Genomic DNA, 12,214 nt, shown 5'->3' on the forward strand with positions numbered 1-12,214 from the left:
ATGGCGGCATTTGAATACAAAGCACTGGATGCCAAGGGTAAGAGCAAAAAGGGCTCGATTGAAGCGGATAACGCTCGTCAGGCTCGCCAGCGCTTAAAAGAACAAGGCTTGATGCCGGTTGAGATGACCGAAGCCAAGGCCAAAACAGCGAAAGGTGCACAGCCTTCGACTAGCTTTAAGCGTGGTATCAGCACGCCAGACCTTGCTTTGATTACTCGCCAAATTTCCACCTTGGTGCAATCAGGCATGCCGCTAGAAGAGTGCTTGAAAGCCGTGGCGGAGCAATCTGAAAAGCCACGTATTCGAACCATGTTACTGGCGGTTCGTTCGAAGGTAACGGAAGGTTATTCGCTAGCCGATAGCTTGGCTGATTACCCACATATCTTTGATGAACTGTTTAGAGCCATGGTCGCGGCTGGTGAGAAATCGGGTCACTTAGATGCGGTATTGGAGCGACTGGCTGATTACGCAGAAAACCGTCAGAAGATGCGCTCTAAGTTGCTGCAAGCGATGATCTACCCTGTGGTGCTGGTGGTGTTTGCGGTGACGATTGTTTCGTTCCTGCTGGCAACCGTGGTACCTAAGATCGTTGAACCGATTATCCAAATGGGCCAAGAACTTCCTCAATCGACACAATTTTTATTGGCATCGAGTGAATTTATCCAGAATTGGGGCATCCAATTACTGTTGTTGATCATCGGTGTGATTGTGTTGATTAAGACCGCTCTGAAAAAGCCGGGTGTTCGCATGAGTTGGGATCGCAAGCTATTAAGCATTCCACTGATCGGCAAGATCGCGAAAGGGATCAATACCTCTCGTTTTGCACGAACACTCTCTATCTGTACCTCGAGTGCGATTCCTATCCTTGAGGGGATGAAGGTTGCGGTTGATGTAATGTCGAATCACCATGTGAAGCAACAAGTACTGCAGGCGTCAGACAGTGTTAGAGAAGGGGCAAGCCTGCGTAAAGCGCTCGATCAAACCAAACTCTTCCCTCCAATGATGCTGCATATGATCGCCAGTGGTGAGCAGAGTGGTCAGTTAGAGCAAATGCTAACAAGAGCGGCAGATAACCAGGATCAAAGCTTTGAATCGACCGTGAATATCGCGTTAGGTATCTTTACGCCAGCACTTATCGCTTTGATGGCAGGCTTAGTGCTGTTCATTGTGATGGCGACTCTGATGCCGATGCTTGAAATGAATAATTTGATGAGTGGTTAATCAACTGCTCATAAGACGTTAGTTTTTGGATTAACGAGAAGAAGGACATTATTACCTTCAACTCGCTGTCTGTAATTTGGAGAAAATAATGAAAAACAGAATGAAGAAACAATCAGGCTTTACCCTATTAGAAGTGATGGTTGTTGTGGTTATCCTTGGCGTATTGGCGAGCTTTGTTGTACCTAACCTATTGGGTAACAAAGAGAAGGCTGACCAACAAAAAGCCATCACTGATATTGTGGCGCTAGAGAACGCGCTAGATATGTACAAACTGGATAACAGCGTTTACCCAACAACGGATCAAGGTCTTGATGCATTGGTTTCTAAGCCAAGCAGCCCAGAGCCTCGTAACTACCGCGACGGTGGCTACATCAAGCGTCTGCCAAACGACCCATGGGGTAACGAGTACCAATACCTAAGCCCTGGTGATAACGGCACTATTGATATTTTCACTCTTGGTGCTGATGGCCAAGAAGGTGGTGAAGGTATTGCGGCGGATATCGGCAACTGGAACATGCAGGATTTCCAATAAGCTTCAGCTTATTGTTTGATTCGTTATTGATGCTTGATACGTTATTGATGGTAGGACGTAAACAGATGGAGTCTAAAGGTGAAAACTAAGCAAACACAGCCAGGTTTCACCTTGATTGAGATTCTCTTGGTGTTGGTACTACTGTCAGTAACGGCGGTTGCGGTGATCGCGACCATTCCTACCAATAGCAAAGATGTTGCTAAAAAATACGCTCAAAGCTTTTATCAGCGAGTTCAATTACTCAATGAAGAGGCTATTTTGAGCGGCTTAGATTTTGGCGTTCGAGTTGATGAAAAGAAATCGACCTATGTACTGATGGCGCTTAAGTCTGAAGGCTGGCAAGAAGTCGATTTTGAAAAAATCCCCTCTTTAACTGAACTACCGGAAGAACTCGCATTGTCACTGACCTTAGGTGGTGGCGCATGGGAAGACGATGATCGGTTGTTCAACCCAGGAAGCTTGTTTGATGAAGATATGTTTGCTGATCTTGAAGAGGAAAAGAAGCCGAAACCACCACAGATCTACATCTTGTCGAGTGCTGAAATGACGCCATTTGTATTGTCGTTTTATCCAAATACCGGAGACACCATACAAGATGGTTGGCGTATTCGAGTATTGGACAATGGTGTGATTCGACTGCTAGAACCGGGAGAAGAAGATGAAGAGGAATAACCGTTCTCCTTATCGTTTTCGTGGTATGCCCCTTGGTTCTCGAGGAATGACGCTGCTTGAGGTATTGGTTGCGCTCGCTATCTTTGCGACTGCGGCGATCAGTGTGATTCGTGCTGTTACTCAGCACATCAATACCCTCAGTTATCTCGAAGAAAAAACCTTCGCGGCTATGGTCGTTGATAATCAAATGGCTTTGGTGATGCTGCATCCTGAGAAGCTAAAAAAAGCGCAGGGCACACAAGAGTTGGCCGAGAGAGAGTGGTTTTGGAAGGTCACGCCAATCGATACTAGCGATGATTTATTAAAGGCGTTTGATGTGAGTGTGGCAACCAGTAAACAAGCTTCTCCAGTGGTCACGGTGCGCAGCTATGTGGTCAAGTAAAAGCGTGTCGTTAGCTCAGAGCAAGTCGCTAAGTAAGAGCATGTCCGCCAATAAGCGTGTGCCTCGTAAACAAGGACTATCTTCGAAAGGGAGAGGCTTTACCTTAATTGAGGTTTTGGTCTCGATCGCTATCTTTGCCACGTTAAGCATGGCGGCTTATCAGGTAGTAAATCAGGTTCAGCGCAGCAACGAGCTTTCAATCGAGCGCAGTGCTCGTTTAAATCAACTGCAACGTAGCTTAGTCATTTTAGATAATGATTTTCGCCAGATGGCGGTGCGACAATTTCGTACCAACGGTGAAGAAGCATCATCTAAGCTGATCTTAATTAAAGAGTATTTACTGGATTCCGACAGCGTTGGCATCATGTTTACTCGCCTTGGCTGGCATAACCCACAGCAGCAGTTTCCTCGCGGAGAAGTCACCAAAGTGGGTTACCGCATTAAAGAAGAAACGCTTGAGCGTGTGTGGTGGCGCTACCCCGATACTCCTGCAGGACAAGAAGGTGTGATTACGCCTTTGCTTGATGATGTTGAAAGCTTGGAATTCGAGTTTTATGACGGAAGCCGCTGGGGGAAAGAGTGGCAAGCCGACAAATCGCTACCGAAAGCGGTAAGGTTAAAGCTAACCTTGAAAGATTATGGTGAGATAGAGCGTATTTATCTCACCCCTGGTGGCACGCTAGATCAGGCCGATGATTCTTCAAACAGTGACTCTTCAAGTAGTAATGAGGGGAATAATGACTCATCGAACTAATAAGTTTGCACTGACAAGGTCTGCCATGGGGCGCAAGCAGCGAGGTGTTGCGCTGATCATTATCCTGATGCTACTGGCGATAATGGCAACCATCGCAGGCAGTATGTCGGAACGCCTGTTTACTCAATTTAAGCGCGTGGGCAATCAACTGAATTACCAACAGGCTTACTGGTACAGCATTGGTGTCGAAGCGCTGGTGCAAGACGGCATTAGGCAAAGCTACAAAGACAGTGATACCGTCAACTTGAGTCAACCATGGGCGTTAGAAGAACAGGTATACCCGTTGGATTATGGTCAAGTTAAAGGCCGTATTGTTGATGCTCAGGCATGTTTTAATCTCAATGCGTTGGCTGGTGTGGCGACGACTTCAAGTAACCAAACACCTTATTTAATTACGGTTTGGCAAACCTTGTTGGAAAACCAAGATGTTGAGCCTTATCAGGCCGAGGTTATTGCACATTCAAGCTGGGAATTTGTTGATAGTGATACCCGAACCACCTCTTCAGCTGGTGTAGAAGACAGTACTTATGAGGCGATGAAGCCATCTTATTTGGCAGCGAATGGCTTAATGGCCGATGAGTCCGAGCTACGCTCGGTTTATCAAGTCACTGGTGAGGTGATGAATAAGGTTCGCCCCTTTGTTTGTGCTCTGCCGAGCGACGATTTCCGTTTGAATGTGAATACTCTTACGGAAAAGCAGGCGCCGTTATTGGAAGCGATGTTTGCCCCCGGCTTAAGTGAATCGGATGCCAAACAGCTGATAGACAAACGCCCATTCGATGGTTGGGATACGGTGGATGCGTTTATGGCTGAGCCTGCTATTGTGGGTGTGAGTGCCGAAGTCAGCAAAAAAGCGAAAGCATATTTAACTGTAGATAGCGCCTATTTTGAGCTAGATGCAGAGGTATTAGTTGAGCAGTCACGTGTACGTATACGGACGCTTTTCTATAGTAGTAATCGAGAAACAGTGACGGTAGTACGCCGTCGTTTTGGAGGAATCAGTGAGCGAGTTTCTGACCGTTCGACTGAGTAGCGAACCACAAAGCCCTGTGCAGTGGTTAGTTTGGTCGACAAGCCAACAAGAAGTGATAGCAAGTGGCGAACTGTCTAGCTGGGAGCAGCTGGATGAGTTAACGCCTTACGCTGAAAAGCGTAGCTGTATCGCTTTATTGCCGGGAAATGAATGCTTAATTAAGCGTGTTGAGATCCCGAAAGGTGCTGCTCGCCAGTTCGATTCTATGCTGCCGTTTTTATTAGAAGACGAAGTCGCACAAGATATCGAAGACTTACACCTGACTATTTTAGAGAAAGACGCAACGCACGCGACAGTGTGTGGTGTGGAACGTGATTGGCTTAAGCAGGCGCTGGATACTTTCCGCGAAGCGAACATTATCTTTCGTAAAGTATTGCCTGATACCTTAGCGTTGCCTTTAGAAGATCAGGGCATCAGTGCGCTGCAGATCGACCAACATTGGTTATTGCGTCAAAGCAACTATCAAGCAGTGTCGATCAATGAGGCGTGGCTAGCGATGTTCTTACAAAGCGATTGGGCTGCCTTAGATGACGAAGAGCAATCACCAACGATTTTTAGCTACACCGCACTGCCAAGTGATGACGTTCAACTGCAAAGTGGCATTGAGTGGCAAGCTAAACCTGCTGAACTGGTGATGTCTTTACTGAGCCAACAAGCCATTACAAGTGGCGTAAACTTACTGACTGGCACCTTTAAAACCAAATCTTCATTCAGTAAGTACTGGCGTGTATGGCAAAAAGTAGCGATCGCAGCTTGTTTGCTGGTGGCGGTGATCGTCACTCAGCAAGTCTTAAAGGTTCAGCAGTACGAAGCACAAGCCGAAGCGTACCGAACGGAGAGTGAACGTATTTTTAGAAGCGTACTTCCGGGTAAGCAACGTATTCCGACGGTCAGCTACCTTAAGCGCCAGATGAACGACGAAGCTAAGAAGTATGGTGGCTCGGGTGATGGTGATTCCTTACTTGGATGGCTAGCGTTACTGCCAGAAACTTTAGGACAAGTGAAAGCCATCGAAGTGAATAGTATTCGCTACGACGGCAACCGCTCAGAGGTGAGATTGGAAGCGAAAAGTACTGACTTCCAATATTTCGAGACTGCGCGAGTGAAACTTGAAGAGAAGTTTACCGTTGAGCAAGGGCCATTGAATCGTAATGGTGATGCCGTATTTGGCAGCTTTACTCTTAAACCCCATCAATAACCTGCGTAAGGAGATCAGTGATGAGAAATATGATTGAGCCACTCCAAGCGTGGTGGACTTCAATAAGTCAAAGAGAGCAACGACTAGTGATTGGTTGCTCAATTCTATTGGTGGTCGGTGTCGTTTATTGGGGGCTAATCCAGCCACTCAGTCAGCGAGCTGAACTTGCGCAGACCCGCATTCAAAGCGAGAAGCAACTACTGGCTTGGGTAACCAATAAAGCCAATGAAGTGGTTGAACTACGAGGCAGTGGCGGCATTAGTGCCAGTCAACCTCTGAATCAATCTGTGCCTGCTTCTATGCGTCGCTTTAATATCGAGCTGATACGTGTGCAACCACGTGGCGAGATGCTGCAAGTCTGGGTGAAACCTGTGCCTTTTAATCAGTTCTTAGATTGGCTGACATACTTGAAAGAGAAGCAGGGTGTCGAAGTTGAGTTTATGGACATTGATCGCTCCGATAACCCAGGGGTTATTGAGGTCAACCGACTACAGTTTAAACGAGGTTAATGTGAAACGCGGTTTATCTTTGAAGTTAGGTTTACTTTTTGGCGGCATCTTTATTGTCTTTTTCTCGGTTAGTCTGTTGCTGCATCTACCGGCCTCTTTTGTACTCAAACATGCACCGGCTGTGCGTGGCTTGAATATTGAAGGTGTTGAAGGAACGGTTTGGCAGGGCAGCGCCAATAATATCGCCTGGCAGCGTGTTAATTACGGTTCAGTGCAGTGGGACTTCCAGTTTTCTAAGCTATTTCAAGCCAAAGCAGAACTGGCGGTTCGTTTTGGTCGTAACAGCGACATGAACTTGTCAGGTAAAGGGCGTGTCGGGTACAGCATGAGTGGCGCGTATGCAGAGAACTTAGTGGCCTCAATGCCTGCTATGAACGTGATGAAATACGCCCCAGCCATTCCAGTCCCGGTTTCAATTGGTGGAAAGGTTGAGCTGACGATCAAGCATGCGGTTCATGCTCAACCTTGGTGTCAGTCTGGTGAAGGTACTGTGGCTTGGTCTGGTGCTGCAGTCGATTCACCTGTTGGTTCGTTAGACCTTGGTCCTGTGATTGCGGACATAACCTGTGAAGACAGTACAATTGCAGCCAAAGGCGTTCAGAAGAGCACTCAAGTAGACAGTGAGTTCTCAGCGAGTCTAACATCTAACCAGCGCTACACATCTGCAGCGTGGTTTAAACCGGGTGTTGAATTCCCGCCAACGATGCAAAATCAGCTTAAATGGTTGGGTAATCCTGATAGCCAAGGTAAGTACCAGTTTACTTATCAAGGTCGTTTTTAGCTAAACGGCTAAGGGTCACTAAATTACGAGATATAAAAAACGGGCACCTCACTGAGGTGCCCGTTTTGTTTGTTCTGAGAATCTAGAGGATATCTGACAGTTAAAGGGAGCAAACTCGCCTAGTCTTTGCCTTGCAAAATTTCTACCCACGGTAAATCTGCATCACCGAGTACAATGAAGTTCGGGTTTTCTAGCGTTTCTCTTTCATTGTACGAAAGCGGTTCTAGTTGAGTACTTAAGATACGTCCGCCAGCTTCTTCAACAATGCACTGCGTTGCGGCGGTATCCCACTCTCCGGTTGGTCCAAGGCGCAGATAACAATCCACAGCGCCTTCTGCGACTAAACAGGCCTTAAGCGCTGCTGAGCCTAGAGGAACCAAATCATAATTCCATGCTGAGCTCATACGGCTAGTGATGCGATTGATGTCCTGGCGACGGCTGATCGCCATGGCGATTGACTGGTTTGGCAGCTCGTGACGATGCGTTTTGATTTTCACGCTGTCATTAAGGTCTGGGATCTTCCAAGCGCCTTTGCCACTGTAAGCGTAATAGCTCACACCTGAAACGGGTGCGTATACCACGCCCATCACTGGCTTGTTATGCTCGATTAGGGCGATAATTGTCGCGAAATCACCACTTCGTGCGATGAACTCCTGGGTGCCGTCCAATGGGTCAACTAACCAGTAGCGATCCCATTGAGAGCGTTGCTCTAGGCTGATGTCGGCGTCTTCTTCGGATAATACGGGAATATCAGGCGTCAATTCACTGAGTTTTTTTAATATCAGCTTATGTGCTGCAAGATCGGCACTGGTTACTGGAGTGTCATCACTCTTAATGAACTCTTCGTAATCCTTTTTCTCGTAGATCTCTAAGATGAGTTGACCAGCAGAGCGAGCAATCTCAATGACAGAGGGTAGGAGGTGAGACAAATCTTTTGTTATTGGCATAAATGTTCTCTTACTCTTAGAGCGAGCCTGAATGTTCTAGTTATTGTTTAATACACGAAGGCTTAAAAGCAGGGCTGTAATACTCCGAGCCTCACAGAAATCGAGATGTGTTAACAGTTCTTCGGCTTGAGCAAGTGGCCAGCGCACAATATCGAGAGGCTCTGGCTCATCACCTTCTAGCTTTTCTGGGTAGAGGTCTTCTGCAATAAACAGCGTCATTTTGCTAGAGAAGTAAGAGGGTGCAAGGATCACTTCCTTCAGCGGAGTAAGCTTGTTGGCACCGAAGCCTATCTCTTCTTTGAGTTCGCGAACGGCGGCTTCGTTTGGCTGCTCACCTGGATCAATCAGCCCTTTTGGAAAGCCAAGTTCGTAGCGTTCAGTTCCCGCTGCATATTCACGTACTAATAGAATATCGCCTTGCTCAGTAATAGGAACCATCATCACTGCGTTGCGCCCGCTGGGCTTCATGCGTTCGTAAGTGCGCTCTTCGCCGTTTGAAAAGCGTAAGTCGAGAGACTCGATAGAGAATAGTCTTGATTGAGCGACAGTTTGTTTGGCCAAAATCTCTGGCTTGGTCCTTTTCGTCATTGCGCTCGCTCCTTAGCTCATTGGAATTCTTTCTTATAAAGTCATTCTAATATAGGGGAAATGACCTTGAGTTCCTAGATCCGAGTTTTCATATCCGAAAATTATTGAAGCAGGAATCGATTACGATCACTTGAATACCTTACTCAAGATGGTAACGAGGTGAAAATATGGTTGTATAGCAAAAGAGTATAGAGAGAACGCGATAGTCCTAACTTGCTTATCCACATAACAAAAAAGGTTGATGCTTGCGCATCAACCTTTCAAATAACAACTAACACTAAATCAGTGATTAGTAGTAAGAGTGCTCACCACGATCGTGCTCAGTTGCATCACGAACAGCAGTCAGTTCACCTTCAAACTGTTGAAGAAGTTCTTTCTCGATGCCTTCTTTTAGCGTTACATCAACCATAGAACAACCGTTACAACCACCACCGAATGCTACAATAGCTGCGCCGTCTTCAGTGATTTCTACCAAGCTAACGTGACCGCCGTGACCAGCAAGTTGCGGGTTAACTTGTGTTTGAATTGCGTATTCAACACGTTCTAGAAGTGGTGCATCGTCTGCGACTTTACGCATCTTAGCGTTTGGTGCTTTAAGCGTTAGCTGAGAGCCCATTTTGTCAGTAACGAAGTCAATTTCAGCTTCATCTAGGAACGGTAGGCTTAGCTCATCTACGTATGCAGAGAAAGCTTCGAATTTAAGCTCTGTGTCAGACGCTTCGATAGCATCTGTTGGGCAGTAAGAAACACCACACTCAGCGTTTTGTGTGCCTGGGTTTACCACGAACACACGAATGTTTGTACCTTCAGGCTGCTGTGACAGCAGATTGGCAAAGTGAGTTTGAGCTGTTTCTGTAATAGTAATATTTGACACGACGAATACCTGAGTAGATTTGTAGGTTATTAGCGCCATTCTACTCCTGTCAGATTTGTAATTCAGCCCTTTTTTGTTGGATTGCTGTACAAGTAGTGATTCACAGCTTTTATCCAGAGGGCTCAGGAGTGCGGCAGATGCAGTAAATATCAATCCTTTTAACGTCCACTTCAAGTAGTAATTGGCATAATTGATACACAGTACTGCCGGTGGTTACAACATCATCAATTATCGCGACGTGAGAGGGGATAGTTCCTTGAACGTCTTGTTTTCGCAGCGCAAAAGCGCTCTTTAGATTGTGTAATCGTGCGGATTTAGTCAGCCCCTGCTGGGAAGCCGTTGAGCGAATTCGACGAAAGAGCACATCACTTTCAACGCCAAGCTCTTGAGCCGTGTAGTCGGCTAGCAGCTTACTTTGATTAAAGCCGCGATGAGTATATCGACGCCAATGCAGCGGCACGCTGGTGATCAGCGGAGCAGGATATTCGATACGTGATGCCAATAGCTTAGATAGATCACGTGCAAACCAAAACTTATCAGCGTACTTCATTTGCTGAATGTAACCTGCTGTAGGGAAGGTGTAATCGCCGACACAGTAGAGGCGATGCCAGGGTGGAGGTTGAGATAAGCACTGTCCGCACTGCTCTACTGTGAGCAGTGTTTTTAAACCACATCGTTGGCAGCGTGGTACTGGCTGAAAGAGTTTGAGACAAGAATTGCACCATCGAGGATGTGTATCACTGGGCAGTTTATCAAGTTTGCACAGGTGGCATTGAGGTGTGACCAGACGTGGTGTGTGTTTTTGTAGCCAATCGGATAACATAGCTCGTGATGCTTTTGGGTTATGGTGTTCCTTTTGCTCACCATACTGAAAAGCGCGGATTATCGCTGATGGAAAAAGTAGGGAATATTGAGAATGAGTGACGCGTTATATTGGCATGTTTCTGGGCAAGGGCCTGATTTAGTACTGGTTCACGGCTGGGGAATGAACGGTGCGGTATGGCAACAAACCGTTAATGCATTACAAGCTGATTTTCGAGTGCATGTTGTCGATTTACCAGGGTATGGACACAGCGCGCACTGCCACGCTCAAGATCTTGAAGAGATTGCTCAGCAGCTTTTGGCCGAAGCACCAAAGCAAGCGATTTGGGTGGGTTGGTCACTTGGAGGCTTGGTCGCAACGCACATGGCTCTCCATCACTCAAATTACGTGAGCAAGCTGGTGACTGTCGCCAGTTCTCCCAAATTCGCCGCTGCAAAAGAGCCCGTGTTATGGCGAGGCATTCAGCCCAACGTATTAAGCGCATTCACCGAGCAACTGGTTGAAGATTTCCAAACCACCATCGAACGCTTTATGGCATTGCAAGCCATGGGCAGCCCTTCAGCAAGGCAAGATGTAAAACAACTCAAGCAAGCGGTGCTGTCTCGCCCGTTGCCGAACCCTGATTCATTATTGGCAGGATTAAAGATGCTGTCGGATGTCGATCTGCGTGAACAACTGCCTGAGATTTCAGTACCAATGCTACGCTTGTATGGTCGATTAGATGGATTGGTGCCAATCAAGGTTGCAAAAGACTTAGGTACAGCCTTGCCTCATACCGAGCAATACATATTTACCCAGTCTTCGCATGCACCGTTTATGACCGAAGCGGATGCCTTTTGCAGTGAGCTTGTCAGCTTCGCACAAAAATAATTGCTAAATATATATCCGGCTTGGTCGATATATAAGCTAATACCAATCACAGTAAGTAAGTGTTCAAAAATAGCGTAGGTAAAAGGCTTGAGAACAAGGCAGCTTTTTTTTGACAAGTAGTTTCGATAAGTAGTTATTCTACAATCAAAAAATCTAACGCCGTTATCGAGCATTTTAACAAGCTAGGATGATCAGTTATTTACTACGATTGGTATAACACCAACGTGTTGCATGATACTCAGACCTAACTCTCTCCAGAGCTGATTGCGCTAAGTTGGGCTATGCCTGTTGTGCGTTCTCGGTACAACAGTGTTATGGCAATATTGATGGGCGATTCTTGAGGAGAGTTCGCGATGATTGTGTCACCTGCAACTGCAGTGAGTGTGCCACTAATCGCCCCGTCCGTTAATGTGCAAACAGAGCAAGTTGCGCGTGATAATAGAGTCCGAGAACCTATTGCTCCCGCAGTAGCATTGGCGAGAACCAATGCAGAGCGTAAGGTAAAATCAGACGATAAACGAAGGCAGCAGTCGGCTTGGGATCCTTCAGACCATCCAGGTTATGAAATGGAGAACGAGTCAGAGGCCAATTCGGTTAGCCAAGAAGAGCCACAAGACCCTTTTGATCGGCTGTTCAGCTTATTGGCACTGAAAACATACAGTGCTGATCAAGGCAAAGGTTATACCATGCGTTTCCGCCTGCCAAAGCATGTTTTAGATGCGGCGATTCAGGAAGGACAGATGGAGAAACGACGTAAGGTCATAAAGTATCATTATGGTCATGCTGTTGCGCCTCATGCTCCGTCAGAGATGTTGGTCGTATTATAATTATACTCTTCATACTTGAAGCTGCAGCGTTGTTAACTGCGTAAGTTCACCCTAATCACATAGAACCCCTATGCTCATAGGGCTGAACTTCATTCCTTTGTAGGGAAAAGGTTGCCTAGCTGCAACTCCAATTATTTTGAGTATAAACACGAAGAATACAACCAAGCTTCGATGTCTTTTTTGAACACATAATAAAAAAACCT

The 12,214-nt window shown here is 46.5% G+C and carries 15 protein-coding genes; 11 read left to right on the forward strand and 4 right to left on the reverse strand.

What is annotated here, in order from left to right:
- The 9 genes from gspF to AB6F11_RS09060 all read left to right on the forward strand — a co-directional run bounded on the left by gspF (position 1) and on the right by AB6F11_RS09060 (position 7,082).
- A complete protein-coding gene (gene gspF / locus AB6F11_RS09020; protein ID WP_048661299.1) occupies positions 1-1,221 on the forward strand; it encodes a type II secretion system inner membrane protein GspF in 1,221 nt (406 codons plus the stop codon).
- An 88-nt stretch (positions 1,222-1,309) separates the two neighbouring features.
- The gene (gene gspG, locus AB6F11_RS09025; protein ID WP_017062485.1) at positions 1,310-1,753 is read left to right on the forward strand and encodes a type II secretion system major pseudopilin GspG; all 444 of its coding nucleotides are present in this window, start codon (positions 1,310-1,312) and stop codon (positions 1,751-1,753) included.
- Positions 1,754-1,831: 78 nt separating this feature from the next.
- Complete coding sequence (gene gspH / locus AB6F11_RS09030) at positions 1,832-2,425, forward strand: type II secretion system minor pseudopilin GspH (protein WP_017062484.1); 594 nt, start codon at positions 1,832-1,834, stop codon at positions 2,423-2,425.
- Positions 2,412-2,807 (forward strand): type II secretion system minor pseudopilin GspI, encoded by a 396-nt coding sequence (gene gspI, locus AB6F11_RS09035; protein WP_017062483.1) that lies wholly within the window; start codon positions 2,412-2,414, stop codon positions 2,805-2,807. Before gspH ends, gspI begins: the two co-directional genes overlap by 14 nt.
- Positions 2,794-3,561: a type II secretion system minor pseudopilin GspJ gene (gene gspJ / locus AB6F11_RS09040; protein ID WP_017063073.1), complete on the forward strand. Its 768-nt coding sequence runs from the start codon at positions 2,794-2,796 to the stop codon at positions 3,559-3,561. The genes gspI and gspJ overlap by 14 nt, the downstream gene beginning before the upstream one ends.
- Positions 3,545-4,594, forward strand: coding sequence for a type II secretion system minor pseudopilin GspK (gene gspK / locus AB6F11_RS09045; protein WP_017062481.1), 1,050 nt, complete (start codon positions 3,545-3,547; stop codon positions 4,592-4,594). The genes gspJ and gspK overlap by 17 nt, the downstream gene beginning before the upstream one ends.
- A complete protein-coding gene (gene gspL, locus AB6F11_RS09050; RefSeq protein ID WP_102394587.1) occupies positions 4,563-5,792 on the forward strand; it encodes a type II secretion system protein GspL in 1,230 nt (409 codons plus the stop codon). The genes gspK and gspL overlap by 32 nt, the downstream gene beginning before the upstream one ends.
- Positions 5,793-5,812: 20 nt before the next feature.
- Positions 5,813-6,301: a type II secretion system protein M gene (locus AB6F11_RS09055; RefSeq protein ID WP_017062479.1), complete on the forward strand. Its 489-nt coding sequence runs from the start codon at positions 5,813-5,815 to the stop codon at positions 6,299-6,301.
- 1 nt (position 6,302) lies between these two features.
- Positions 6,303-7,082 carry a type II secretion system protein N gene (locus tag AB6F11_RS09060; RefSeq protein ID WP_017063075.1) on the forward strand — a complete coding sequence of 260 codons (780 nt, stop codon included), beginning with the start codon at positions 6,303-6,305 and terminating at the stop codon, positions 7,080-7,082.
- A gap of 119 nt (positions 7,083-7,201) precedes the next feature.
- Here AB6F11_RS09060 and cysQ read toward each other — a convergent pair whose 3' ends face one another.
- The 4 genes from cysQ to AB6F11_RS09080 all read right to left on the reverse strand — a co-directional run bounded on the left by cysQ (position 7,202) and on the right by AB6F11_RS09080 (position 10,314).
- Positions 7,202-8,029, reverse strand: coding sequence for a 3'(2'),5'-bisphosphate nucleotidase CysQ (gene cysQ, locus AB6F11_RS09065; RefSeq protein ID WP_017062477.1), 828 nt, complete (start codon positions 8,027-8,029; stop codon positions 7,202-7,204).
- A gap of 36 nt (positions 8,030-8,065) precedes the next feature.
- Positions 8,066-8,617, reverse strand: coding sequence for an ADP compounds hydrolase NudE (gene nudE, locus AB6F11_RS09070; protein ID WP_017062476.1), 552 nt, complete (start codon positions 8,615-8,617; stop codon positions 8,066-8,068).
- 289 nt (positions 8,618-8,906) lie between these two features.
- Positions 8,907-9,491: a Fe-S biogenesis protein NfuA gene (gene nfuA, locus AB6F11_RS09075; protein ID WP_004741449.1), complete on the reverse strand. Its 585-nt coding sequence runs from the start codon at positions 9,489-9,491 to the stop codon at positions 8,907-8,909.
- A gap of 109 nt (positions 9,492-9,600) precedes the next feature.
- A complete protein-coding gene (locus AB6F11_RS09080) occupies positions 9,601-10,314 on the reverse strand; it encodes a ComF family protein (RefSeq protein ID WP_170962812.1) in 714 nt (237 codons plus the stop codon).
- Positions 10,315-10,407: 93 nt separating this feature from the next.
- On the opposite strand from AB6F11_RS09080, the gene bioH reads away from it, so the two are divergent.
- Together bioH and AB6F11_RS09090 are read left to right on the forward strand one after the other, a co-directional pair.
- Positions 10,408-11,184, forward strand: coding sequence for a pimeloyl-ACP methyl ester esterase BioH (gene bioH / locus AB6F11_RS09085; protein ID WP_102394586.1), 777 nt, complete (start codon positions 10,408-10,410; stop codon positions 11,182-11,184).
- A 353-nt stretch (positions 11,185-11,537) separates the two neighbouring features.
- Positions 11,538-12,011, forward strand: a complete 474-nt coding sequence (locus AB6F11_RS09090) for a hypothetical protein (RefSeq protein ID WP_017066129.1) — start codon at positions 11,538-11,540, stop codon at positions 12,009-12,011.
- Positions 12,012-12,214: the final 203 nt, after the last annotated feature.

Source organism: Vibrio sp. 10N.247.311.14, assembly GCF_041467715.1.
Lineage (GTDB): Bacteria > Pseudomonadota > Gammaproteobacteria > Enterobacterales > Vibrionaceae > Vibrio > Vibrio crassostreae_C.

Excerpts from the sequence above, each read along its gene's own strand:
- AB6F11_RS09090 (WP_017066129.1), top strand. The coding sequence starts at position 11,538 with ATGATTGTGTCACCTGCAACTGCAGTGAGTGTGCCACTAATCGCCCCG.
- gspF (WP_048661299.1), top strand. The coding sequence starts at position 1 with ATGGCGGCATTTGAATACAAAGCACTGGATGCCAAGGGTAAGAGCAAA.
- nudE (WP_017062476.1), bottom strand. The coding sequence starts at position 8,617 with ATGACGAAAAGGACCAAGCCAGAGATTTTGGCCAAACAAACTGTCGCT.
- gspJ (WP_017063073.1), top strand. The coding sequence starts at position 2,794 with ATGTGGTCAAGTAAAAGCGTGTCGTTAGCTCAGAGCAAGTCGCTAAGT.
- cysQ (WP_017062477.1), bottom strand. The coding sequence starts at position 8,029 with ATGCCAATAACAAAAGATTTGTCTCACCTCCTACCCTCTGTCATTGAG.
- gspK (WP_017062481.1), top strand. The coding sequence starts at position 3,545 with ATGACTCATCGAACTAATAAGTTTGCACTGACAAGGTCTGCCATGGGG.
- gspI (WP_017062483.1), top strand. The coding sequence starts at position 2,412 with ATGAAGAGGAATAACCGTTCTCCTTATCGTTTTCGTGGTATGCCCCTT.
- AB6F11_RS09055 (WP_017062479.1), top strand. The coding sequence starts at position 5,813 with ATGAGAAATATGATTGAGCCACTCCAAGCGTGGTGGACTTCAATAAGT.
- bioH (WP_102394586.1), top strand. The coding sequence starts at position 10,408 with ATGAGTGACGCGTTATATTGGCATGTTTCTGGGCAAGGGCCTGATTTA.
- gspG (WP_017062485.1), top strand. The coding sequence starts at position 1,310 with ATGAAAAACAGAATGAAGAAACAATCAGGCTTTACCCTATTAGAAGTG.
- AB6F11_RS09080 (WP_170962812.1), bottom strand. The coding sequence starts at position 10,314 with ATGTTATCCGATTGGCTACAAAAACACACACCACGTCTGGTCACACCT.